Source organism: Noviherbaspirillum malthae (assembly GCF_015352985.1).
In the GTDB taxonomy this organism is placed as follows: Bacteria; Pseudomonadota; Gammaproteobacteria; order Burkholderiales; family Burkholderiaceae_D; genus Noviherbaspirillum; species Noviherbaspirillum malthae.
In genome coordinates, this window is sequence record NZ_JACYXF010000050.1 from 1 (window position 1) to 25,181 (window position 25,181).

At 59.9% G+C, this 25,181-nt stretch carries 19 protein-coding genes and 1 rRNA gene; 5 read left to right on the plus strand and 15 right to left on the minus strand.

What is annotated here, in order from left to right; all coding sequences use genetic code 11:
* Together rrf and IGW03_RS28515 are read left to right on the plus strand one after the other, a co-directional pair.
* A 5S ribosomal RNA gene (rrf, locus tag IGW03_RS39320) occupies nucleotides 1-100 on the plus strand; the annotation flags it as partial.
* A gap of 242 nt (nucleotides 101-342) precedes the next feature.
* Entirely contained in the window at nucleotides 343-696 is a 354-nt protein-coding gene (locus IGW03_RS28515) for a PilZ domain-containing protein (protein ID WP_194725915.1), read from the plus strand.
* Nucleotides 697-801: 105 nt separating this feature from the next.
* Here the strand turns inward: IGW03_RS28515 and IGW03_RS28520 are convergent, their stop codons facing one another.
* The 12 genes from IGW03_RS28520 to IGW03_RS28575 form a co-directional block, all read right to left on the minus strand.
* The gene (locus IGW03_RS28520) at nucleotides 802-1,392 is read right to left on the minus strand and encodes a chromate transporter (RefSeq protein WP_194725916.1); all 591 of its coding nucleotides are present in this window, start codon (nucleotides 1,390-1,392) and stop codon (nucleotides 802-804) included.
* Nucleotides 1,389-1,964, minus strand: a complete 576-nt coding sequence (locus tag IGW03_RS28525; protein WP_194725917.1) for a chromate transporter — start codon at nucleotides 1,962-1,964, stop codon at nucleotides 1,389-1,391. The genes IGW03_RS28520 and IGW03_RS28525 overlap by 4 nt, the downstream gene beginning before the upstream one ends.
* A gap of 144 nt (nucleotides 1,965-2,108) precedes the next feature.
* Nucleotides 2,109-2,879, minus strand: coding sequence for an aquaporin (locus tag IGW03_RS28530; protein ID WP_228536158.1), 771 nt, complete (start codon nucleotides 2,877-2,879; stop codon nucleotides 2,109-2,111).
* 167 nt (nucleotides 2,880-3,046) lie between these two features.
* Nucleotides 3,047-3,838, minus strand: coding sequence for a DUF899 domain-containing protein (locus IGW03_RS28535; RefSeq protein ID WP_438943681.1), 792 nt, complete (start codon nucleotides 3,836-3,838; stop codon nucleotides 3,047-3,049).
* 207 nt (nucleotides 3,839-4,045) lie between these two features.
* Complete coding sequence (locus tag IGW03_RS28540; RefSeq protein WP_194725953.1) at nucleotides 4,046-4,660, minus strand: NHL repeat-containing protein; 615 nt, start codon at nucleotides 4,658-4,660, stop codon at nucleotides 4,046-4,048.
* 45 nt (nucleotides 4,661-4,705) lie between these two features.
* Complete coding sequence (locus IGW03_RS28545) at nucleotides 4,706-5,899, minus strand: helix-turn-helix domain-containing protein (RefSeq protein WP_194725920.1); 1,194 nt, start codon at nucleotides 5,897-5,899, stop codon at nucleotides 4,706-4,708.
* A 134-nt stretch (nucleotides 5,900-6,033) separates the two neighbouring features.
* Nucleotides 6,034-6,819, minus strand: a complete 786-nt coding sequence (locus IGW03_RS28550) for an SDR family NAD(P)-dependent oxidoreductase (protein ID WP_194725921.1) — start codon at nucleotides 6,817-6,819, stop codon at nucleotides 6,034-6,036.
* A gap of 87 nt (nucleotides 6,820-6,906) precedes the next feature.
* Nucleotides 6,907-8,565, minus strand: a complete 1,659-nt coding sequence (locus IGW03_RS28555; protein ID WP_194725922.1) for a long-chain fatty acid--CoA ligase — start codon at nucleotides 8,563-8,565, stop codon at nucleotides 6,907-6,909.
* Between the two features lie 438 nt (nucleotides 8,566-9,003).
* On the minus strand, nucleotides 9,004-10,059 hold the full coding sequence (locus IGW03_RS28560) for a VWA domain-containing protein (RefSeq protein WP_194725923.1): 1,056 nt from the start codon (nucleotides 10,057-10,059) through the stop codon (nucleotides 9,004-9,006).
* Complete coding sequence (locus tag IGW03_RS28565; RefSeq protein WP_194725924.1) at nucleotides 10,056-10,991, minus strand: DUF58 domain-containing protein; 936 nt, start codon at nucleotides 10,989-10,991, stop codon at nucleotides 10,056-10,058. The genes IGW03_RS28560 and IGW03_RS28565 overlap by 4 nt, the downstream gene beginning before the upstream one ends.
* Complete coding sequence (locus tag IGW03_RS28570; RefSeq protein ID WP_228536155.1) at nucleotides 10,966-11,979, minus strand: AAA family ATPase; 1,014 nt, start codon at nucleotides 11,977-11,979, stop codon at nucleotides 10,966-10,968. Before IGW03_RS28570 ends, IGW03_RS28565 begins: the two co-directional genes overlap by 26 nt.
* Nucleotides 11,980-12,006: 27 nt before the next feature.
* Nucleotides 12,007-13,041: a S1C family serine protease gene (locus IGW03_RS28575; RefSeq protein WP_194725925.1), complete on the minus strand. Its 1,035-nt coding sequence runs from the start codon at nucleotides 13,039-13,041 to the stop codon at nucleotides 12,007-12,009.
* Nucleotides 13,042-13,701: 660 nt separating this feature from the next.
* On the opposite strand from IGW03_RS28575, the gene IGW03_RS28580 reads away from it, so the two are divergent.
* Together IGW03_RS28580 and IGW03_RS28585 are read left to right on the plus strand one after the other, a co-directional pair.
* Entirely contained in the window at nucleotides 13,702-16,587 is a 2,886-nt protein-coding gene (locus tag IGW03_RS28580) for a response regulator (protein WP_194725926.1), read from the plus strand.
* Between the two features lie 83 nt (nucleotides 16,588-16,670).
* Nucleotides 16,671-17,441, plus strand: coding sequence for an alpha/beta hydrolase family protein (locus IGW03_RS28585; RefSeq protein WP_323745039.1), 771 nt, complete (start codon nucleotides 16,671-16,673; stop codon nucleotides 17,439-17,441).
* A 409-nt stretch (nucleotides 17,442-17,850) separates the two neighbouring features.
* Here the strand turns inward: IGW03_RS28585 and IGW03_RS28590 are convergent, their stop codons facing one another.
* From IGW03_RS28590 to zwf, 3 genes are read right to left on the minus strand one after another with little or no spacing between them, the layout of a single operon-like run.
* Entirely contained in the window at nucleotides 17,851-19,770 is a 1,920-nt protein-coding gene (locus IGW03_RS28590; RefSeq protein WP_194725928.1) for a glucokinase, read from the minus strand.
* Nucleotides 19,751-20,521 (minus strand): 6-phosphogluconolactonase, encoded by a 771-nt coding sequence (pgl, locus tag IGW03_RS28595; protein WP_194725929.1) that lies wholly within the window; start codon nucleotides 20,519-20,521, stop codon nucleotides 19,751-19,753. The genes IGW03_RS28590 and pgl overlap by 20 nt, the downstream gene beginning before the upstream one ends.
* Nucleotides 20,521-21,981, minus strand: a complete 1,461-nt coding sequence (gene zwf, locus IGW03_RS28600) for a glucose-6-phosphate dehydrogenase (protein ID WP_194725930.1) — start codon at nucleotides 21,979-21,981, stop codon at nucleotides 20,521-20,523. The genes pgl and zwf overlap by 1 nt, the downstream gene beginning before the upstream one ends.
* A gap of 438 nt (nucleotides 21,982-22,419) precedes the next feature.
* Here zwf and ppc point away from each other — a divergent pair, with 438 nt between their 5' ends.
* On the plus strand, nucleotides 22,420-25,164 hold the full coding sequence (gene ppc, locus IGW03_RS28605) for a phosphoenolpyruvate carboxylase (protein WP_194725931.1): 2,745 nt from the start codon (nucleotides 22,420-22,422) through the stop codon (nucleotides 25,162-25,164).
* Nucleotides 25,165-25,181 lie beyond the last annotated feature (17 nt).

Sequence of the window (25,181 nt, forward strand, 5' to 3'; positions counted from 1 at the left end):
GCGAGTTGGTCCCACCCCTTCCCATCCCGAACAGGACCGTGAAACGACATCGCGCCGATGATAGTGCTGCAACCAGTGTGAAAGTAGGTAATCGTCAGGCTAGTTCTACCGCATCAGCCCTGCCTCCATCCGGACGCAGGGCTGTTTGCTTTGTGCCGACGGAAAGCGCGGCACATGCCCGAAGAAACTCGGGATTATCCATGGCAGCATCGGGCTGTCGCTATTTCAAGCGGACCGGTCCAGGCAAATATGCGATACTTACCGATTGGAAAAAATTTGAGCTGGGTTGTCCTGCTCGAATCTGAACGGTAGACATTCATATCAGCCTGGCACCCCAGTCGCATGGAATTGACTTCGACAATTGAACGCAGAAGATCCGTGCGGATACCCTTCGTTGTGCCCGCAAAGATATTGCTTCCCGAGCTGCCGGTGATTCCAGTGCGGACGGTGGAAATTTCCCTTGGAGGTATTGGCATCGTCAGCGATAAGTCGATCGCTCCAGATAGCGCATGCGCAGTTGCGTTTGAACTTCAGACTTTGCAGGAGCAAAGACGAATCAATATTTGGGGCATGGTCACCCATACCTCCAAACTGGATTCAAATCTGTATCGCAGCGGGATCGCAATAGTCGACACCGATCCGGTCAGCCGGCATTTTCTTCGCATGTTCATCGAGGAACTGGTCGCATTCGACTAGTCGCCTTCCTTTCATTCATGCAAGGGAAGGCGGCGCAAAAGTGAATGGCAGATCGCGGCGGCAGACATCGGCAGGCAGCCCTGGCTTGTCACCGGCGCTTGAGCATCAAAGCAGTCCCAAGCCGCCCAGCAGCGCGCCGAAGCCCAATAGAACCAGCAGATGTATCCTGGTCCTCCAGATGAGAACGGCGGACAGGATCGAAATCAGCCACAATTTCCATTCCCCCCCGACGGCGCCATGCGCGTTGGTATTGGCAAGCACCCAACTCGTCGCAAGCAGCAGGGCAATCACGATAGGACCCATGCCAACCTTGAAAGCGCGTACGGCGCGCAGTTCCCGATTGCGGTGTCCCCATTGTGCGGCGAGATAGGTGAGCGTCGTGCTCGGGAGCAGGATTCCTACCATGGTGACCAGCATGCCCAGGAACGCGAGCGGCATGCCGCCGGCGTTCATGCCCACATTCCATCCCATCAGCGCAACGAAGAGCACATTCGGACCGGGTGCCGCCTGTGCAATTGCGATCGACGCATTGAACTGACTGGCAGTGAGCCAATGGTGTTCCTCGACGAGGTAGCGATGCATTTCACTGGTCGTCGAAATGGCTCCGCCGATGGACAGCATCGAAAGCAGGAGATAGTGTCCGAACAGGCTGAGCCAGTCGGTCCATTGAAGGTTGAGTACGAGTCCGCCGCTCATGATTTGATCTTGTGATAGGTCAGGAAGCAGGACAGGCCTCCGAATACTGGCAGCACCACATAGAGCGGCCAGCGAAAAGCGGCGATCACGATCAGGGTCAAAACGCAAAACACGATGGCGAGGACGTGGCCCAGAGGATGGGTTTTGAGGGTGCTGGCCAGCCTCAGGCCGCTTGCTCCTATCAGTCCGGCGGCCACGGCGCCCATGCCGCGCAGTGCACCTGCGATTCCGGGGTGATCCGCCACGTGGGCATAGATGATTGCCAGCAGGAGGAGGAGCATCAACGGCACGATCAGCATTCCCGCAAGCGCGGCAAGCGCACCCCGCAGGCCGAAATAGCGGCCGCCGATTACAAGCGCCAGGTTGACGACATTCGGGCCCGGCATGATCTGGGCGACCGCCCACTCCTCCACAAATTCCTCCCTGGTCAGCCACTTCTTTTTTTCCACCAGGTTCTGCTGAACGACTGCAAGAACACCTCCGAATCCCTGCAGCGCAAGAAGCGTGAACGAGATAAAGAGATCCGCCAACGAACGTGGCTGGGGGCGCGGTTGCGCGGTGCTGGTATTCATGGATGACGCATGTGGCTTGCGGTGGCAGACCGGCTATTTTACTCAATCGCCGGCGAGCAGGTTGCCCGACAAGTCCACAGGCGTTTCCAATTGCTTGACGGCGGCACCGTCAGCCTGTGCGGTGAATCCACCGGACCGAGCTAATCAAGACATGCGTCCCGGGTTCATCGCCTTGCTTGCGTAATGCGGCGAAGGCGCTCTCGGCGCGGCAGGTGCTGCAGGAGTAATGGATGATAGTTGGGATATGGCTGCGGCATCAGAATCTTGCGTCGAATACAGCCAGCCGAAGAAGCAAGTGGAAGCGAGGCCTCCGCAAAATTGAGCAAATACAAAGCCCGGTACGTCGCTTAGCCGAATGCCAACGGCAGACGCGGTAGCGGCTTTGGCAAGAGTAATGGCAGGGTTGGTAAATGCCGAGGAAGGCGTGAACCAGAAAGCTGCAATGACATAGCACGCCACCGCAAACGGGCCGATGCCGGTTCTTTGCCGGGTGCTTCCGATGCAGACGCCGATCAAACCAAATGTCGCAATGAACTCGCTTGCCCACTGCGTGGTATCGGAGCGTGCAATCGCCGCCGCTTCAAAAAGCGCCGCACCGAACATCACATGGGCTGCCGCCACGCCCGCAAAGGCGCCAATGCACTGGACGCCGACATAAGCCGCTGCCAGCGAAGGAGAAATGTTCCCTTGGCATGATTCAGACAAGGTGAGTACAGGGTTGAAGTGAGCGCCCGAAACCTTTCCGAAACAGGAGATCAGTGCGAACAGCCCGAAGCCGCAGGCAAGCGCGCTGGATAAAAGCGCCGCAGAGGGGCTGCTGCCCAGGCGCTGGGACATCATGCATGAACCGATCGACATTGCCGCCAATAGCGCGGTTCCCACTCCCTCGGCTGCAAGTTGCCTTTGTATCGTCATTTCCGTCCTGATCCGATGCGATGCACTTGCGCATCTCCATCCCGTGAAAATGCGCTGCGGCACAGATGCTAATCGCTAAGGCAGGTCTTGATAAGTTGAACGGCGATCTTTTCAGCCGGTACTTCAGGTATCGAAGCCAACGGCAGGGCATCATCTCGGCAGGCGGTTCAGGGCGATTGTTCCGGCGCTGATGCATGGCAGCAGGAGCCGGAAGCAGCCGCTGGCTTGCGCAGCGGGTCGGCATCGTAACGGTCGTGATGGCGGAACCAGTCCATCGCATGGACCGGATTATGTTCGTCGCGGCCTTTGGGCGTCAGGTCCAGCAGCTGGTACGTACCCATCATCACTTCCACACTGCGTCCATAGGTCGAATAGGTATGAAAGACTGTACCTGCCTCGTCCTTGACAAACAGGCTGATCCCGGGAGCTTCCTCGCTGGGGAAAGGCTGCATGCGGTAGTTGTAGGGCAACTGACCCCTCGCTCGCTCCTCGTCTGTAAAGCTGACGCCGAAGTCGTAGTTGAAGTCGCTGCCATGCGATGACACCCATTGGAAACGCCAGCCCATGCGATGGCGAAAGCGTTCGATTCCGGGTAACGTCGCTCTCGATACAACGACCAGCGTGACATCGCGCTGCGGCAGGTGCATGTTCATGCCATCGATATGGTCGGCCATGTAGGAGCAGCTGGGGCAGCCCTGTTCCCATCCCGGCCCGAACATGAAGTGCTGCATCAGCAGCTGGCTGCGCCCGTCAAACAAACCGGGGAGCATGCGCCGGCCTTCGGGGCCCTCGAAGGCATAGCGCTTGTCGATGCGCACCCAGGGCAGGGCGCGGCGCTCCCTGGCGATCTCGTCATGCAGGCGCGTCAGCTCCTTCTCGCGCGCCAGCAGCCTCTTGCGTTCGGCCAGCCACCTGTCCGGCGATACGACTTCGTGGCCGATCCCGGTAATATCAGTCATCGTGGAATGCATGGAAAGCTCCCTGATTCGAAAGGCCGTGCGTGCGCCATGCGCCGCCCCCTGCGTATCGGATGCGGACGAGCGGTTTTCAGGTCGGTTGGACGGCGGTGGACGTCAGGTGGGCAAATTTTGTGCTTCGGGTGAAGGACCCAAGTCACCTTTGGGACGCCGCACCGCGCGAACTCTTCCGCTTGCACCGCCGCCGCATTAGAAGAGATCGCCGCCGTCCGACTCGAGGCCGCTGACGCCGGTATCGCGCGGCATTTCAAGCCGTTCGAGCACGGTCCCGTTCTGCGGATCGATTCGGCGTATATCGCTTTCCTCGCCTTCCCAGGTTCCGTGCCAAAGCTCGCCATCGACCCATGTTACCCCGGTGACAAAGCGGCTGGATTCGATGGTTCGCCGGATGGCGCCTGTATCGGGATCGATCTGGTGGATCTTGCGGTCGCGATATTGGCCCACCCACAGGCTTCCCTCCGCCCAGGTCAGTCCGGAATCGTTTCCCTGGCCGGGAGCCGGAATCGATGCCACCACGGCACCCGTACGGGGATCAATCTTGTCGATGCGTGTTTCAGCGATCTGATAGAGGTAGGTGCCGTCGAACGCGGTGCCGGCGTCGCAGGCACAGTCGAGGGTACGCGCGGGTTCGCCGCTTGCGGGATCGAAGGCAACCAGCCTGGTCCCGGTTGCGGCCCACACACGGCGGCCATCGTGAGTGACGCCGTGTATGCTGGCGGCGCCGTCGAAGGGACCGTACTCGCGCACGATTTCGGCTTGTTTCGTCGTTGCCTGCTGATGGTTTCTTCCGGTCTTGCTGATGATCGTTCCTCCTTGGAGCGCGCCTCAAATTGGCGTCGCAAGGCAACTTTAACCAATCGGCAGACCAGGAGGGAGTAACAATATCGTCGTGAATCCAGCCAGCGGCGGCGCCAGCCACCGGCGCGCTCTCGCCTGTCCCACCGCGCGAACCCGGCCGTCGGCCTCCAGCGCCGCAAGTGCGCGCTGGACGGTACGCTGGCTTTCGCCCAAGGCCAGCGCCAGGGCGGATGTCGACCAGGCGGTGCCATCGGCCAGCAGCGCCAGCAAAGAGGCCTGGTCGTCATCGACGGGCGGAGCCAGCAGGACGATCGTGCGGTCGTCCTGGGCTTTCAGCGCGAATCCCCGAGGCGTCGCTTCGATGCTTGCGAGACCGGTGACGAGCGAGCGCAGGCGGCCGATCTCGACTCGCAGGCGCGCACGGTGAGATTCGTCGGGATGCTGCGTACGGAAGGCGGATGCAATCAACGCGTCGCGGCCGGCATCGCCTGGCCATGCTTGGGCAAGCGCCCGTGCCAGCGAGAACAGGACCGGGCGGCGTGCCAGCGCCAGCCACGCGGCGCCGGTGCCCAGCCTGTGGCGGCAGGCATCGACTACCAGTGCGCCGGAGCCGAGAAGCGCCGAGACTTCGTCCAGGCGAAGCACCTGTTCCTCGCCGGCCTTGATGCGCCGCGCCGCAGGACGTTCGAGAGCCGCTTCGACCTCTGCAACTTCGGCCAGAAGCGCTGGTATGCCGGCACGGACGGCCGCTTCGCGCGCGCGTGCAAGGGAATTGCGTGCCTGATCGATGTACAGCGAACGCAGCGACAGTTCCGCCCAAAGAAGTTCGGCCACTGCCGCAAACAACGGCCGCAGCTTCCGTGTTTCCAGGCGCGCCAGCATGGTCGCTGCATCGCCAAGACGTCCGAACAGCAGGAGGCGGCGTACCGCAATGAGATGCGCATGCAGCGCGTTGGACTGGTCGGCATGCGCTTCAAGCGTGGCAGCCGCCGCCGACAGCGCACGCGGCGAACCGCCGAAGTCGCGCATGGCCAGCGCCACCTCGGCATCCGCAACGACGCATCGCGCACGCGCCAGCTCCTCATGGCTGCCGAAGCCGCGGGCGGCACGCCGGAGAAGTTCGCGGGCACGCGCATGTTCGCCCAGCTGAGCCATGGCGATGCCGCGCAGGGCGATCCGCTTGAGCGCGCCGAGCGGATCGCCGACAGTGAGTGCCCGCGCGGAGGCGGTAATCAGGGAATCCATGGCGACAGCTTACACCGCCGGCCCGGTCAGGTCAGGTCAGGTCAGGTCAGGGTCGGGTTTGCGGCCTCGAGCTTTGCAACGTCGCGTGCCAGCATGGAATGCGCAGCTGCATGCGTTATTGCTCGCAATCGAAATCAGACTTTCATGCCCGGCAGATTGAGCGATGCGGTGTTGCCGCCGTCGACCGGCAAGGCTTGGCCGGTGACATAGCTGGCGTCATCGCTGGCAAGAAAGGCGATCACGGCGGCGACTTCTTCCGGCCGGCCGTAGCGCCGCAGTTCGCAGCGCGATCCCAGCTTGTCTTCCTTCTGCGCGGCGCGGGCGCGTTCGAATACCGGCGCCGTCATGCCGGTCTCGATCAGGCCGGGACAGACGGCATTGACGCGTACGTTCGCCGCGCCGAGATCACAGGCGCTGGTCATGGTGAGATTGATGATGGCTGCCTTGGATGCGCTGTAAGCGTTGCCGCCGGCACCGGAACGGATGCCTGCCACCGAAGCGGTATTGACAACGGCGCCGCTGCCCTGATCGCGCATGATGCGCGCCGCATGCTTCGTGAAATGCACGGCGCCCATGATATTGACCGCAATGATCTGCTGCCAGACGGCGGTGTTGGTCTCCGTGATCGGAGAGTAGTCGCCGCCGGAGATGCCCGCGTTGTTGCACAGGGCATCGATGCGGCCGAAGCGCTTGAACACCTCGCCAACGCAGTGCTCGACCTGCGCCTCGTCCGCGATGTCAAGAGCGCTGAACCAGACCCTGGAAGCATCGCCGAGCTGTTCCGCCACTTGGGCGAGGGCTTCCTGATTGCGATCCACCAGGGCCACGGCCGCCCCTTCGCTGAAAAGCCGCTGCGCCGTCGCCCTGCCGATGCCGCTTGCGGCGCCGGTGATGATCGCTACCTTGCTGTCGAATCGCATGCTGTCTCCACCTTCTGCTGTTGTTGTTCGGATCTGCGCCCGTTGATCGGCAATGCCCGCCTTGCCATTGCAGGCTTTCCAGGCACGCTAAGCGGCGTTTTCCTTTTCCTGCAGTTCCCGCCACTGGATTTTTCCGGTCGGGGACTTCGGCAGGCTGTCGACGAACTGCACGATGCGCGGGCTCTTGTAGGCAGCCATGTTCTGGTGCGCCCAGTCGATGATTTCCTGCTCGGTCACCTTGCCGCGCGAAGCTTCCTTCAACACCACCATGGCCTTGACCGTTTCGCCGCGCTTGGCGTCTTTTGAAGCAATGATGCAGGCTTCCTGGATGGCGGGATGCTGATACATGAGCGCCTCCACCTCCGCCGGCCAGACCTTGAAGCCGGAGGCATTGATCATGCGCTTGAGCCGGTCGACCATGAAGAAGTAGCCGTCTTCATCGGTGGTGGCGAGGTCGCCGGTGCGCAGGAAGCGCTTGCCGTCGAGTTCGATGAAGGCCTCGCGCGTGGCCTCGGGATGATTCCAGTAGCCCTGCATGACGTTCGGCGCATGCACCACGATCTCGCCGACTTCGCCGGGCGGCAGCTCATGGAAGTCCGAAGGATCGACGACGCGCGCATCGACGTCATAGATGGGAACACCCAGGCATTGCCGCTTGGGGCGGTGGGGCGGATTGATATGCGTGGCCGCGATGGTTTCCGACATGCCGTAGCCTTCGACATAGGGAAGTCCGACCAGGTCGTCGAGTTTCTTCGCCACCGCGGCGGGCATGGCGGCACCGCCGCCGCGTATGCCGCGCAGGCTGGAAAGATCGTAGTCGCCGATGCGCGGATTGGCCAGCATGTCAACTACCATGGTGGAGATGACTTGAAGCGACGTGACGCGGTAGCGCTGTATGCATTCGCTCGCCACCTCCCTGTCCCAGCGCGAGAGGATGACGATGGTGCTGCCGAGATAAAGCGGACCGCTCATGCTGCCCTGCATGCCGGTCACATGGAAGAAGGGGAGCACCGACAGCATCACCGCATCCTGATGCGACGCGAACCACTGCATGCTGGCCACCAGGCTGTACATCACGCTTCGGTGCGTATGCATGCAGCCCTTGGGATGGCCGGTGGTGCCCGAGGTATAGGGCATCACGCAAAGGTCGTCCGGACCCGCGGTCATCGGGCCGGGGCGCAGATTGCGTGCAAGCATGTCGGTCCAGAGCGTGACGCCCTTGCCGCTGATGCTTTCACGCGGCGCGCTGACGAAATCGGGCATGCGCAGGTCCGTCGGCTGGTTCAGATAATCGGAATAGGCCGCAACCAGAATATGCTCGAGTCCGTCGCCGAGCAGGGGTTCCATCTGCTGGTACAGGTCCTGCGGCACGATGGCCGTTTTTGCGCCCGTATCCTGCACATAGTGGCGCAATTCGGTGGTTCGGTTCATCGGGTTGACCGGAACGACGACGGCATCGGCACGAAGGATTCCGTAGTACGCAAGAATGAACTGCGGGCTGTTCTGCAGATAGAGCAGAACGCGGTCGCCTTTCCTGACGCCGCATTCCTGCTGCAGATAGCCGGCAATGCGCTCGGCTTCGTCGCGAAACTGCGCATAGCTGAGCGGCGTGCCGTAATAGATGAGGTAAGGCTTGTCGGGGAAACGGGTCGCCGACACCTCGACGTTATAAAACAGGTGGGTATGCGGCACGGTGAGATGCCGCGGTTGGGATGCCGGCCAGAAGGCCAGATGGCGATCAGACATGTTTTCCTTCTCAAGCATTAATGCCATGCACCGGAAAATCGGTTTGCTCCGATCCGGCTGCCGTTGGACCAAGGTTTTGCTATCGCGGCTCTTCGTTCTGCATAGCGAAACATCATTCCAGAAAAAACGATTTATCCTAACAGCCGCAGCAGTCTGATGTAAAGATGAAAATTTTTTGGTCTTTGGATATATAAAGAATGGACGAGAGGAAGTCTTCTCAATAACGGGTTGTTTGCGCTCTTGATCCTATATGAGCCAAACTAGTCGGCTCTGCGTTCCAAAATATATAATATTGTTTTGCATGGTGGAACTAAGGCTGAAAACCAATCCAAATGCGAATGGTTAGGCTTGCTCCGCCAAAAAGAAGAGCGCCTGCATCGCAGGCGCTCGTTGCACACGCTCGGAAAGACAAGGGCGCCGAATCAGGCGACAGCCGGCTCAGAGTATGCGGTTGAACCAGAGCATCGACAGCAAGGCGGACAGGAGCGCAAGCAGTGCTGCACCTGCCGCGAAGAAAGCGGTGATTTCCGTTTCCTTGCGTTCGAGCGTCAGCTTGGAGTTGAGCATCTTGTACACCTGCGTCAATTCGGTAGCGGTGCCGGCATAGAAATACTGAGCACCCGTCACGCCTGCAATCTTTTTCAGCGATTCTTCATCCAGCCGCACATGCATCGACCAGCCTTCGCCGGCTACGACCTCGCCTTCCGGTGTGCCGATGCCGACGGTAAAGACCCGCACTCCACGTTCCGCTGCCATCTGCGACGATTCAACCGGATCGGGCCCGGTGGTGGTCTGGCCGTCGGTCAGCAGGATGATGGCGGCCGATGTATAAGAGCCTGGCGGAACCGGCTTGAGTTCGGGTTTCTTTTCCGCAGTCGGCTCGTTGATCGAGCGCCCGCCCGATCCGCTGCGCGAGTCCTTCGGACGGGGATCGCTTGAATTCAGGTCGAACTCCACCTCCGGGAAAATGGCTTTCAGGGATACCAGAATGCCGCTGCCCACCGCCGTTGCGCGCTGCAGCTGGATGCGGTTGATGGCGGCAAGAATATCCTCACGGTTTTCGGTCGGTGCCTGGGTTACAGCAGCCGTGCCGGCAAACGTGACGACGCCGATGCGGGTATGGCGCGGCTGCTTTTCAACAAAGCCGCGCACCGCTTCCTGGGCGGCGGCGATCCGTGTCGGCTGCACATCGCTGGCCCGCATGCTGCCGGACACGTCGATCGCAAGAATCACAGTCTCATACTGCGAGGGCAGGGTAACCAGCGCTGCCGGCCTTGCCATGGCCAGCAGCATGGCGGTGAATGCCAGCAGGAACAGGACCGGGGGAATATGGCGACGCCAGTGCTGGGACGGGCCCATCGCTTCCTTGACGATGGACAGCGCGGCATAGCGCACGGCAAACTTCTTCCTGCGGCGCAGCAGGAAGATGTAAAGACCGATCAGCAAGGGTACGCAGATCAGTGCCCAGAGCAATTCAGGCCAGAGGAAAGTCATCGTCTCTCCAGATGCGGTGGCAGGGTCCCGCCCGCGTGCAGCCGGCTGCGTCCTTTGCGCAAGTCCGAAAATCGGAGCAATGCATCGAGGACGCTGTCTTCGGTCGACAATTCGAGAACGTCCACGCCGGCGTAATTGAATGCGGCATGCAGTTCATCCTCGCGCCGGGTCACGGCGGCTGCAAAGCGGCTGCGGAAACCGCGATCGGTCGTATCGACCAGCAGCTGTTCGGCGGTTTCCGCGTCCTGCATCGTCAGCAGGCCGAGATCGGGCAACTCCAGCTCCAGCGGATCATAGAGGCGCAGGGCAACGATGTCGTGACGCTGGCCGAGCAGGGCAAGGGGTTTTTCCCAGCCGGGTTGGGTAATGAAATCGGATACGACGAACACGAGCGAACGGCGCTTCATGACCTGCGCCGCAGTCTGCAGCAGATCGTGCAGCCGGGTGGCATCGGATTGCTGGCTTTTCTGCCGCGCCATCATCCGGTGCAGGATCTGCAGCACATGCCGCCGCCCGTTGCCGGCCGGAATGACGGTATCGACATTCGAGCCGTAAAACAGCGCACCGACGCGATTGGCATGGCGGCTCAGTACGCTGGCCAGTACGGCGACCGCTTCCGCCGCCTGCGAGCGCTTGGTGACTTCTCCCGAGCCGAAATCCTCGGAGGAACTGAGGTCGAGAAGGAACCATGCAGTCAGGTCGCGTTCTTCGTAGAACTCGCGTATGTAGGGTGTCTGCAGCCGTGCGGTCACGTTCCAGTCGATGTGCCGGACATCGTCGTGATACTGGTATTCGCGCAGGTCGGCCAGATCCAGACCGTGGCCGCGGAAGAGCGAGTGATAGTCGCCGTGCAGCAGGCCGTCGAGCTGGCGGATGAGCGTCAGCTCGATGCGTCGGAGCAGGGATTCAGGCGTTCGCGTTAAGTCGGACATGGGTTTCAAGCAGCCTTTCCGGTGCAGGGATGTGCTTCATGATGCGATGGACGATCTGGTCGGGCGTGATGGCGTCGGCCAGCGCTTCATAGGTCAGCGACAGGCGGTGCCGCAGCACGTCTGGAACGAGGTCCGTGACGTCCTCCGGGCGCACATGATGGCGTCCGCGCAGCAGAGCCAGTGCGCGCGCGCCTTCGATCAGGTGAATGGAGGCGCGCGGGCTGGCGCCGCAATTGAGGTAATGCGCGAGATTGGGAACGTTGTAGCGGTCCGGATTGCGGGTGGCAGCCACCAGGCGCACCGCGTAGTGCACCAGCGACGGATCGACATAGCATTCCCGGCACTGCTGCTGCAATTGCGCAAGCTGCATCGTCGAGGTCACCGCGCCGAGATCGGGCGTTTCGCCGGTGACCCGGTTGACGATGACGAATTCCTCTTCCTCGGTTGGATAGTCGACCAGGACCTTCATCATGAAACGGTCGACCTGCGCTTCCGGCAGCGGATAGGTGCCTTCGGTTTCGATCGGATTCTGCGTGGCCATCACGAGAAACGGCTTGGGCACCAGGTGAGTTTCGCCGGCAATGGTCACCTGGCATTCCTGCATGACTTCGAGCAATGCGCTCTGCACCTTGGCCGGGGCGCGGTTGATCTCGTCGGCGAGAATCAGATTGGCAAAGACCGGGCCGAGGGTGGTGGTGAATTCGCCGGTTTTCTGATTGTAGATGCGGGTGCCGACCAGATCGGCCGGCACAAGATCCGGCGTAAACTGGATGCGCCGGAAACTCCCCTGTATGGTCTTTGCAAGCGTCTTGACGGTCAGCGTCTTGGCCAGGCCCGGTACGCCTTCCACCAGCAGATGGCCACGGGCAAGAATGGCTACCAGCACGCGTTCCAGAAAGTGGTCCTGTCCCACGACCACACGCTTGACTTCGTACAGCACCTGTTCCATCTGGCGCGATACTTCATTGCTTTTCTCTCTGTCTTCCATGGACCTCTGCCTGGTTGATGCTGCGTTTTAGAAGGGTGCCTCTCCCGCAGCTGCGGCTGCGGTCTCGATCGGCACGGCAAAGCCGATTCCGATAAAAGAACCTTGCGGATTGGGACTGAGGATGGCGGTCACGATGCCGACCACCTCGCCGCTCATGGTGATCAGCGGCCCGCCGGAGTTGCCGGGGTTGGCGGCCGCATCGAACTGGATCAGGTTGGCCAGCACGCGCTTCTCGTCCTCCGACTGGTAATTGCGCTTGAGGCCGGACACGATGCCCGATGAGGCCGACGGCCCGATGTTGAAAGGAAAGCCTACAGCCATCACCTTTTCCCCGATGGCAAGCCCGTTGGTCGAACGCAGCGTCGCCGGAATCAAATCGTCAGGCACTTTGCTTGCCTGCAATACCGCAAGATCGTTCTCGGGCTGCTGGCCGATGACGACCGCCTCGGATTTCGTTCCGTCGGCAAAGTCGATCTGCAGTTTTTCCGCGCCGGCCACCACGTGCAGATTGGTAAGAATGACGCCCTTGTCCACCACGACCACGCCGGTACCCACGCCGAGGGTCTTGCCTTCCGACGGTGTCTTGTCGCCGCCGATCTGCGTGATGCGTACGACGGACGGCCTGATCCGCTCGAAGGCCTTGACTTCAGGTGACGGGAGCGTCTTGTTCTCCAGGGTATGCAGGACGGCGGCATCAATATCCTTCTGGGTCAGCTTGCGCTCCTTGGGGATGGTGCCGAGATAGACGAAGGCCAGCAGCAGGCTCAGCGCAACGGAAGAAATGACGAGAAAGAACTTTTCATGACGTGAGGCAAAGGCACGGGCCCTTGCAAACCGTTTTCGCTTCGCGGAAGGCGTCGATGCATTGCCTGGTGCTGCCGCTCCCGTCGTTGCTACGGCTGCAGATCCTGCCGCTGTTGCGGGTGCCTCTGAGGAAGAGGACGATTGCGGCGGCTGCGAATGATGCTGGAACTGATCCGGGGAACGTGCGTTGTCGTCGGTGGCGGAGGACTCCCTGCGACGCGGGCGCACCGATTTGCTGTAGAGGGATTGCTTTTTCATCTGGCGCCCATCGCGTTAGGCTACCTTCTCCTGAGCTGGCATGTCCTCCGCAAGGTCGACGGAAAACGCGGGCATGTCAGTAGCCGTTTCTGCGTAGACGCGCGCAGGACAGTATTTGTTTCCGGCGTTCGTCCTTATGAAGAACTTTATATCGAGCCATTCGAATTTATTTGTGGCAGCGCAAACACGCGGCCGCAAAGAATGACGGTACGCAATTGTGGCGTCTGCTGAAGGCCGCAGGCCCTGTGCAGATTCTCATGTTCTTACATGCTTGCGATATTTTTCTGAATATGTCCAGAGTTTTGGCAGGGGCGATAGAGATGAATCAAGTCATTGGCATGTAAATCGGATAGAAAGCCCGCAACGCTGGCACGGCATGGCAATTCATAGTTCAGCGACAGGAGGAATCGTCGGGCAAGCCGTCATAATCCCTATCGCGTATCAAGCAACGCAATGCATGCTTGTGCAATAGATGCCCGCTGCGCCGATGCGTCCGATTGACATCGAATGGAGGGCTCCTTACATTGTTCCGGTCTCCGCATTATTGTCTGCGCAAGGTATGAGTATGGCGAAACTGTTTTCCTTTCCGCGTCGGCACTCAGGTTTATCGATGTCATGCCGCGCCGCTGATACGGTCCCGATCAAAACGCTGGAATATGCATGGCCAGGCTCGGGTTCGGAACCGCCGCCGTTTCCTGCGGGAGGGTATCGATGACGCGAAGCGATGCCGTCAATATTCTCATCGTGGATGACGAGCCGGCCAACCTGCTGGCGCTGGAAGCCGTGCTCGATCGTCTTGGCGAACATATCGTGCGCGCCCGCTCGGGCGAAGAAGCGTTGAGCATGGTCGAGCAGATGGATTTCGCAGTGATTCTGCTGGATGTGAGGATGCCGACCATCAGCGGCTTTGAAACCGCAAGGCGGATACGCCAGCGCCCGGCATCGAGCCGTACTCCGATTCTGTTCCAGACTGCCGCCATGGATGTGCATTTTCCTATCGAAGAGGCGTATGCCCTGGGCGCGGTCGATTACCTGACCAAACCGCTGGTACCTTCCGTGCTGCGCGCAAAGGTCTCGTTCTTCGTCGAACTCTACCGCAAGAATGCAGAGCTGGCCTGGATTCAGCAGGAACGGCATCGCGCCGCCCTGAATGCCAAGGATCAACGCATACGGCTCATTCTGGATAACAGCAAGGATTATGCATTCGTCGTCACCGACCCGAACGGCATCGTGACGGAATGGGAGGGCGGCGCGGAAGCCATTACCGGATGGCGTGCCGAGGAAGCGATCGGTTGTTCCGCCTCCATCATCTTCACCCCTGAAGATAGGGCGGCGGGACGCCCTGCATTTGAAATGCGCATGGCGATGGAGACGGGACGCAGCGAAAACAAGCGCTGGCACCTCTGCAAGGACGGCACCCGCTTCTTCGCGGACGGCGTGATGGTGTCCTTGAATGACGCGGCCGGAAAGCTGCAGGGTTATGCAAAGATATTCCGCAATGCGACTGCGGAGCAGCTTGCATCCGAAGAGATCCTTGCCAGCAATGACAGGCTCGCCGCAAGCGAGGCGCGGGTCAGGCTGGCGACCGAGGCCGCGGATCTCGGCATCTGGATCTGGAATCCCGAGTCGGGTCAGGTGCACTGCGAAAACGAGCGGGCCCTTCAGATTTTCGATGCCGGCGCGGACAGCATCGGCGCGGAAGATTTCTCTGGAATGCGGGAGCCGGCACGGCGTCTGGAAGATGTCTTGCACCATGACGATTTCCCGGTGTTCCAGCGCCAGGCCATCATGACCGTCACGACCGGAGAGCGCTTTTCCTTCCAGGGCCGTTTCGTCCGCAATGACGGCAGCCTGCGCTGGGTGGAGATGACCGGACGCCTGCAGCATGCCGCTGACGGAACGCCGCACATTCTTGGCATGGTCGCAGACATCAACGATCGAAAGCGGGCGGAGGAGCGTGAACGCCAGGCCGCGCGCGAAGCGACCGCCGCAGCAGAAATCAATGCAAAATTCCGCACCTTCTTCGAACAGGGATCTTACTTCGCCGGCGTCATGACGACTGACGGCACGATGATCGAGGCCAATCGTTTATGCATCGAAATGACCGGAGTGGAACGCAAGGAACTCATCGGCAGAAAGTTCTGGGAATGCGGATGGTGGAGCCGTTCGCCGGAACTCATGGAGACGGTAAAACAGGGCGCGAGGGACGCGGCAAGCGGCAACACCTTTCGCAAGGAGCTGCCATATACCGCCGCCGACGGCAGCACGAGAATCGTTGACCTGATCCTCGCACCGGTGACCGATCAGAACGGCGACATCCTGTTCGTAGCGCCGACGGGAACAGACATCACCAGCCGCAAGGAGGCGGAAGACCGCTTGCGCAGGCTGGCGGCGGACCTCGCGGAAATGGACCGCCGCAAGACGGAATTCCTGGCGACGCTGGCGCATGAACTGAGAAATCCGCTGGCGCCTCTGCGCAACGGACTGCACATCCTGCAGCTGGCCGGCAACGATACTGAAATGGCCGGGAAGACGCGCGACATGATGGAACGGCAGCTGCTGCATCTGGTTCATCTGGTCGACGACCTTCTTGATGTCGCACGCATTACGCGCGGCCAGATCGAACTCAAGAGCAAGCGTGTGAAGCTGTGTTCCATTATCGAGAGTGCAATCGACACCTGCATGCCGGTGATTCAGGCCAGCGGCCATTGTTTCAATGTCACCTTGCCGGATGAAGCGCTCGTGGTCGATGTCGATCCGACACGGATTGCACAAGTCGTCAGCAATCTGCTCAATAATGCAGCCAAGTACACGCCCCAGGGCGGTGCTATCGATCTATCCGTGAATCGGGAAGGGAGTCATGTCACGATCGCCGTGACCGACAACGGGCTTGGCATTCCGGAAGATGCGCTCGACGGCGTGTTCGAGATGTTTTCCCAGGTCGCGTGCAATATGAAACGCTCGCAAGGCGGATTGGGAATTGGCCTCACTTTGGTAAGGCAGCTGGTTGAACTGCACGGCGGCAGCGTTACGGTATCCAGTCCGGGCTCCAACCAGGGCAGTACATTCAAAGTCAGGCTCCCGGTCGTTGAAGGCATGGAAAATGACGGAAATTCTGTAGTTTCCGCAGATTGCGAGCCCAGCAGTCCAAAAGTGCAGGGGATGCGTGTCCTCGTTGTCGACGACAACGAGGATATCGCCGACAGCATGTCGGCCCTGCTGAGTATGGACGGCTATACGACGCGGGTCGCCAATGATGGAATGCGCGCCTTGCAGATCGCGCATGAATTCAAGCCGGATGCGGTTTTCCTCGACATCGGCATGCCAGGCATGGATGGATATGCGGTCGCAAAAGCCATGCGGGAGCTGCCCGATATGCAGTCCGTGATGCTGGTGGCATTGACCGGCTGGGGCGCGGAGAGCGATCGCGTCCGTTCCAGGGAGGCCGGCTTCAATGAACACCTTACCAAGCCGGCCGGCTTGCCAGCGATTTCCGGAGTACTGGCGAAGATCGACCACGCCAGGCTTTCATCAAGCAAGGCCTGAATTCAACCTGCAAACTGCGGCCTCAAGGACCAGGTTGAATAGCGGCGTGGCCTGAAACCGGACAAGGAGGAGATTTGATGTTGATGCAACGTGTTGACTTCCCTGGCAGCGAGGGACAGAAGCTGGCCGCCCGGCTCGACCTCCCGGATCAGCCGCCGCGCGCCTATGCCTTGTTTGCGCATTGTTTTACCTGCGGCAAAGACATTTTCGCTGCAAGCCGGATTGCAGCGGCGCTGACGGCGCACGGCATCGCGGTGCTGCGATTCGATTTCACAGGGCTCGGTGCAAGCGAAGGCGAATTCGCAAATACCAATTTCTCGTCCAATCTTGAAGACTTGATCGCTGCGGCAAACCATCTGCGTAGCACGCATGCTGCCCCGTCTCTATTGATAGGACATAGCCTCGGCGGAGCGGCAGTGCTGGCCGCCGCCCGGCATGTTCCGGAGACGCTGGCTGTCGCAACGATTGCAGCACCCAGCGACCCGGCGCATGTGGTTGCACAATTTGCCGCACATGTCGGCCAGATTCAACAGGAAGGCGAGGCCCTGGTACAGCTGGCTGGCCGGCCATTCAAAATCAAAAAGCAGTTTCTCGACGATGTGGCGGAGCAGCGGCTTTTGAAGGATATCGCCGGGTTGGAGCCGGCTTTGCTGGTCATGCATTCGCCGCACGACCAGACAGTCGAGATTGGGAGCGCCACTCGTATCTTTGCGTCAGCGAAGCATCCCAAGAGTTTCGTATCCCTTGATGATGCCGACCACTTGCTCACTCGCCGCAGCGATGCCGGATACGTGGCCGATATCATCGCCGCATGGAGCAGCCGGTATATCGACAAAGCCGATTCGCAACGTTGAGCCGGACCGCGGCACCGCATGCGACAGCCGGCCCATATTCCGCCGCAGCCATGCCCACGCCGGTTTCGGCTGCGGCCAGCAAGAGCCTGTCATGCACTCCATGAGAGGCCTGGATGCCGTCGGAACGGGCCGTGTGCTGCGTTGCGACGCCTTGCCGTAACTCGTTACTGCCGCGTCGTCGCGGCTTGCATCCAGTTCGTTCCGCCGTCCCCAGTCACCCTTGCAGATTGCATGACAGGCTCTGGTGGTGCGTGTTAAAAATTTGTTGGTCAAATGGTGGACGAGAATCGTGCCGATACCGCGTCAACAATGTCCACATTGCGCGCAAGGCCTCGGCCCTGCTGTGCTTGTTTCCTTGTCTCCATTCGATTTCGCCAATTTGCCTTCAACAAATTTCCAACTCACCCCGCTAGAGGTTGATTCCGCGCTCGGCAGATTCGTCATCCGGAAGGTTGATCATGTTCGAGGCCCCGGTTCCTTCGGGTGTGACATGAGCAAGAATTCCCCGCTTTGCCTGCCGCTGCAGTTCCGAGAAGGGGCTGGAGCGCTTGAGCGAGACACCTACCGCCAGCATGTCGACCAGAATCAGCAGCAATATCCGGGACACCATCGGGATGAGCGAAGGATTGGCTTCGTTATGTTCGAACGGGATGACAATGTGTGCCCGCCTTGCAAGCTGCGAGTTGGCAGGCGCTAACGCAATGATCGTTGCTCCGGAATTGGCTGCCGCTTCGACAGTCGGCGCGAGATGGCGCAGTCGCCCGGAATTTGAAATGACGACGGCAACATCTGTTGGCTTGAGCAGTGAAGCGGACAATTCCTGCAACTGCGGATCGATATAAGATGAAGCCGGAATTCCAAGCCGGAAGAACTTCTGACGCGCGTCTTCAGCAACCAGACCGCAAGTGCCGAATCCGTAGAATTCGATCTTGCTTGCCTGTGCCAGTATGTCGACCGTACGGTCCAGCAGTTCGGCGTTGAGGTTGTCGCGTACCTGCAGCATCGCCGATACGGTATTGTCGACGACCTTGACGCCAACGTCGATCGATGAATCGCCGATGTGCACCTGGCTATGGGCGACAGGGATCGTACCGGTCACTCCGGAGGCCAGCTTGATTTTGAAATCCGCGAGGCCGAGGCAACCAAGGCTGCGGCAGAAGCGGATCACGGTGGGCTGGCTGACATCGGAGCGCCGCGCAATGTCCGAAATGGGGTCATTCATGACCGATCGCGGGTGGCTCAGAATAAGACTGCCCACCTTTTGTTCGGCCGGAGACAGCTGGGGCATGACCTTGCGTATGCGTTCCAGAATCGGGACCGAGTTGCCACCGCCCAGATGCTCGGAAAGAATGGCGGCGACGCCGACAAATGCAGGATAAGGCGCCGTGATGACAAAGGTAGGAATCTCCGCGAGATACTCCGAGAAGCGTCCCTTCTGCTCGAAGCGCGCCCGGAACGGAGACTTCGCGAAGTATTCGCCGAGTCGGGGAACGACGCCGCCGCCGATGTACATGCCGCCCAGCGTCCCGAGCGTGACGGCCACGTTGGACGCCATGGTGCCAAGCATCGCGCAGAAGCATTCGACCGCTTCCATGCACAAGGGATCGGAACCGTCCAGTGCACGCTTCACGATGTCCGGTGTTCCGAGGTGCTGTGCCGTCTTGCCGTGGATGGATGCAAGCGCTTCATGAATCAGCTCGATGCCGGGGCCCGAGGCCAGCCGCTCCGCGGACAGATGTTCATGCTTCTTCCAGCAGTATTGCAGGATGGCGACTTCCCGCTCATCGCCCGGCGAGAAGGAAACGTGTCCGCCCTCGCTGCCCAGTGCGATCCAGCGTCCTTCAGTCGAGATCAGGCCTCCGACACCAAGACCGGTACCCGCCCCGATCAGACCGATGACGCTGTTCGGCCGCGATTTGCCGCCGCCGATCTTCTGGTAGTGTTCCGCTTCGAGATGCGGCAGCGACATGGCCAGCGCCGTGAAATCGTTGACGACAACCAGCGTATCGAGCAGCAGCTGGCGACGCGTCGCTTCGATCGAGAATGCCCAGTGATGATTGGTCATCCTGATTTCATCGCCGTTGACAGGCGTGGCGATATCGACCGCCGCGTGCCTTACGGGCGGCGAGTTCGCTTTCTCGAGATAGGCCTCGGCCGCGGCGGCGAAGGTTGGAAAGTCGGAACAGCGCAGTACTTCGATCGTATCGATCTGGCCGGGCGCACGCTCGAGCCCGAAGCGCGCATAGGTACCGCCGACATCGGCCAGCATGCGCGGGCCGTCGAGATATTCCTGACCTTCAGTGAAGTGTCTATTTACTATGGAAGACATGGAGATTCACTTTCGAATGAGCAATTAACATGGCAAGAGGTCCTGCCTTGGACAAGGTTTCGAGGCTGCTGCGTCCCGATGCATAGGCATCGGCGGCGGCTTTCACGGACATCAGCGTGTCGAACTTGGCGCTCCCGCCAGACCACAGGTAGCAGCTGGATTGACTGATCAGGGCGTGAAGCGTAAGACTGACGCGTGCATGCGGAGCAACCGCAGGCTGCAATGCGATGTAACGATCCGTGCTGTTACACGCGTCGGGCCATTGAGGGGCGTCGGCGAAGAGCGAGGCGGTATGACCGTCGGTTCCCATGCCCAGCACGATGCAGCAGGGATCCTGCAATTCAGGCCGAAGATTGGCTGCCCTTGCAGCCTGCACCGCCGTCTCCCAGCGGTCTTCGCCGGCGGGTTCGTCAGCGAAGTCGTTTAGCAGTGCAACCCAGCGTGCGTGCTGCAGCCGCCCCGACATCAGGTAGCGCCGCACGAGCAGCGTATTGGAGTCCTCATGGCCAGCGGGCACGGCTCTTTCATCGACCAGGGATACATCGACGCGGCTCCATGGAACGCGATCCAGTTCTTCGCCGGGCGAGGTGCTCAGCGCGGAAAACAGCGGTAACGGGCTACGACCGCCGGAGACAAGCAGCAGCGCTCTTTCCGACATCGCCAGCCTGTTCGCCATATTTCCCGCGATACGTGCGGCAAGCGCCTGTGCGCATTCGTCGACACTGTCGAATTCATGGATATCAAGGCTCATTACCGCTCCTCATGCCAGGCGTATCCGGCGCGCGAGAGAAGTGCGCTCGACGCCGCGGGTCCCCAGGTGCCGGCGGTATAGAATTTCGGTGCAAACGGCGTGGTGCGGCACATTTCGAGTATCGGCTCGACCCAATGCCAGGCGGCTTCCTGTTCGTCACGTCGAACGAACAAGGCGAGATTGCCGCGAATGGCATCCAGCAGCAGCCGCTCGTAGGCGTCCTCGCGACGTTCCCCGAACGCCTTGTCCAATGCCAGGTCCAGCACCACCGGTTGGAGCTTCATGCCGTCGCCCGGCTGTTTTGCGAGGCAGTGCATCTTGATTGACTCTTCCGGCTGCAAACGGATGACAAGACGATTCGAGACTTCGCCTGCAAGCCCGGCGGGTAGAGGCAGAATCGGATAAGGCACCGGTTTGAATGTGATGACGATTTCCGCCATGCGCTGCTGCAGACGTTTTCCCGTTCGCAGGAAGAACGGCACGCCGGCCCATCGCCAGTTGTTGATTTCCGCATGCAGGGCGATGAAGGTTTCGGTGTGCGATCCCGAAACAATGTTCGCCTCCTCCTGATAACCGGGCACCGCCTTTCCGCGTATCGCTCCTGCCGTGTATTGGCCTCTTACGACGTTGCGTTCCAGTTCATGTGCGCTCAGCGGCTTGAGCGCACGCAGTACGCGCAGCTTTTCATCCCGGATGGCGTCTGCATTCAGTGAAGTTGGCGGCTCCATGGCCACCATGCAGAGCAGCTGCAGCAGATGATTCTGTACCATGTCGCGCAGGGCGCCGGTGGCGTCATAAAACTCGCCGCGCCGCTCGACTCCCAGTTCCTCCGAGATCGTGAGCTGGACATGGGAAATGGCTTCGCGCCGCCATAGAGGTTCGAACAGGGAATTGCCGAAGCGAAGAGCCAACAGGTTTTGTACGGATTCCTTGCCAAGATAATGGTCGATCCGGTAGATCTGATTTTCGTTGAATACACGGGCCACCGCATCATTGATGGTGCGTGATGAAACCAGATCGTTCCCGAGCGGCTTCTCCAGTACCACCCGGGCGTTTGCCAGATCGACATGGGCCGCCAGATTCCGGCAGATTGGTTCGAACAGGCTGGGCGCAGTTGCCAGATAACAGACCTTTACCCGGCCATCCTGCGGCAGGCGTTCTGCAAGTGCAGCGTAATGATCCTGCCTGGTCGCATCCAGCGTCACATAGTCGATACGACTCAAGAAGCTGGCTGCATTCTCCGAGTTATGGCGGCCCGGCGCCGCCCAATCGGCAAGCTGTTCACCCACCATTTTCCGGAACGCCGCAACGCTGATGTCCTGGTTCGAGACGCACAGAATACCGCCTTCACTGTGAAGGCTGGCGCCAAGATGGGCGGAGTAAAGCGCAGGCAAGATCTTGCGCATGGACAAGTCGCCCGTGGCACCGAAAAGGACAAAAGTGAAGCAGGGAGTGGACATGATGAAATTGACCTGCGCTAAATTCGTTGCGGTAATATTAATGTACTTATACTACACAAACAGGGGTTCGCAAGAATTTATTTACTTAAAATACTTATATATTGTTTATTATTTGTAGTTCAATGAATTTCGTGGCGAGAAATTGGCGCAGAGTAGTGACTGAATATGGAAAGCCGGAGCATCGGAAAATGCGGCACCGGGTCAGGTCTGGAGGGCACCGGCGTACGCAGCAGCACGGAAGGCAACACTAAGGTTGGAGATGAAAGATAGTAAATTTACTACGCACATCCCTTTGAAAAATTATGCCGACCGTGATTTAATGGTGTGTTTTTGAAAAATTACTACAATATGAAACTGTTGGCCATTTCGCATGCTTGCGGCGTGTAACGTCCGACTTGCATGCCTGGCCTCGGCAATTTCAATCCTCAGTCAAACGCCATGCAAATCTTTGATCAAGACAAGGACTCCCTGCTCCAGGAAGACATCAGGCAGTTGGGCCGCATCCTGGGCGATACCATTCGCGCGCAACACGGTACGGAAGTATTCGACCTGATTGAAAACATACGGCAGCGCTCCATCCGGTTCAGGCGAGACCTCGACACCGACGCCCGCCAGCAACTTGAAGAAACGCTGTTGTCGCTGTCGCCTGAGAAGACGGTGCAGGTCATCCGGGCCTTCAGCTATTTTTCCCTGCTTGCCAATATTGCTGAGGACCAGCATCACATCCGCCGTACGCGCGCCCATCTGGTCGCTGGTTCACCGCCGAGAAAGGGCAGCCTGGCGCATGCGGTGCAGAGCCTGTTCGATGTCGGATTTACGGAGCAGGATCTGGGCGAGTTCTTCAAGCATGCGCTGGTCAGCCCCGTGCTGACGGCCCACCCCACCGAAGTGCAGCGCAAGAGTGTGCTGAATTGCCAAATGGTGGTTGCCCGCCTGCTTGACGAGCGCGACCGGATGCAGCTCACCGCAGACGAGGCCGCGGAAAACGAGGAAGCGCTGCGACGGGCCATTCTCACGCTGTGGCAGACCCGCATGCTGCGCAGTTCCAAACTGTCGGTGCTGGACGAAGTGGAGAACGGCCTGTCCTACTTCGACTATACGATGCTGCGCGAACTGCCTCATCTCTACGCTGGCCTCGAGGATATTCTGGCTACACGTGCAGAAAGCAAGGATCCTATCGCGTTGCCGAGTTTCATGAAGGTGGGAAGCTGGATCGGCGGCGATCGCGACGGCAATCCCTTCGTGACGGCGGATGTGCTCGAACAGGCACTGCATATGCAGGCGCGGCGCGCTTTTGACTTCTATTTCGCCGAATTGCGCATCCTGTCATCGCAGCTCTCACTCGCGAAGGGACTGGTCAATTGTTCTACCCAGCTTGACGAGCTGGCAGCGCGTTCGCCGGATCAGTCGCCGCACAGGGCAGATGAGCCTTACCGACGCGCGATTGCTGCAATCATCGCCAGGCTCGATGCCGCCTGCGACAGGCTGGATGCCGATCAGGCGCCTGCAGCGGCTGGCGGCTATGCGTCGGCTGAAGAATTCCTCGACGATCTCAACATCATTCATCGTTCTCTGGCCAGCAACGGCTCCGCCGCATTGACGCGGGGCCGCTTGCGCCACCTGCGTCGTGCTGTCGATGTATTTGGTTTCAGCCTGGCTCCCATCGATCTGCGGCAAAACTCCGACGTGCATGAACGAGTGTTGGCGGATCTGTTCGAAACGGCAGTGCCCGGCACCCGCTATCTCGAAATGAACGAGGACGCGCGGATCGAAATCCTGCTGCAGGAACTGAAGTCGTGCCGGCCGCTCGCATCGCCGCATGTGCGTTATTCGGATGAAACGCGTTCCGAACTTGCAATCTTTACTGCAGCGAGGCGGGCACATCTGCGGTACGGCAAGACTGCCATCCGCAATTGCATCATCTCCAAGGCCAACGGCGTCTCCGATGTGCTGGAAGTCGCGGTCCTGCTTAAGGAGGTTGGACTGCTGCGTCCCGCGGAACAGGCGCTCGACGTTAACATTGTTCCGCTGTTCGAGACCATTGATGACTTGCGCCGGAGTGCCGCCGTCATGCAGCGGTTGTTTTGCATCAGCGAATACAAGCTGTTGCTCGCATCGCGCGACGATACCCAGGAAGTCATGCCGGGTTATTCGGACAGCAACAAGGATGGCGGATTCCTGACTTCGGGCTGGGAACTGTACAAGGCCGAAACCGAGCTGGTGGAAGTGTTCAGGGAGCATGCACTGCGCATACGCTTGTTTCATGGGCGCGGAGGTTCAGTCGGCCGCGGCGGCGGGCCCAGCTATGAAGCGATTCTCGCTCAGCCCGCCGGTGCGGTGCAGGGGCAGCTGCGGCTTACCGAACAGGGCGAGGTCATCACCGCGAAATATGCAAACCCGGAAGTCGGGCGCCGCAACCTTGAAGTGCTGGCTGCGGCAACGCTGGAAGCCAGCCTGCTGGAGCATCCGGAAAAGGCGCCGGATCCCGTCTTCCTTGATGCAATGGAAAAGCTTTCGCATGAGGCGTTCAAGGCTTATCGCGGTCTTGTCTACGAGACGGACGGCTTCGAAACCTATTTCTGGGAATCGACCGTCATCTCCGAAATTGCGGGGCTGAATATCGGCAGCCGGCCGGCATCGAGAAAGAACAGCCGTTCGATCGAAGATCTTCGGGCCATTCCCTGGGTGTTCAGCTGGGCGCAGTGCCGCCTGATGCTGCCGGGCTGGTTCGGCTTCGGCTCCGCCGTGCAGGCATTCCTGTCTGCCGACAAAAAAAATGGTCTTGCGCTTCTGCAGCGCATGCATCGGGAATGGCCGTTTTTCAGTACCTTGCTATCCAATATGGATATGGTGCTTGCAAAGAGCGACATTGCGATTGCCAGCCGCTACGCGGACCTTGTTGAAGATGCCGCATTGCGCGAGCGGATCTTCACCCGTATCAGGACGGAACACGCGGCAGCAATCGATGCGCTGAAATCGATTACCGGACAAAGCGAGCTGCAGGAAGGCAATCCCCTGCTCAAGCGCTCCATTCGGAACCGCTTCCCCTATCTTGATCCCTTGAATCACGTTCAGGTGGAACTGCTGCGCCAGTACCGGGAAGGGCGGCAGGACGAGCGCGTGCGTACGGGCATTCACCTGTCGATCAACGGTATCGCGGCAGGCTTGCGTAACAGCGGTTGAGGCGAGCGGCGGTTGCC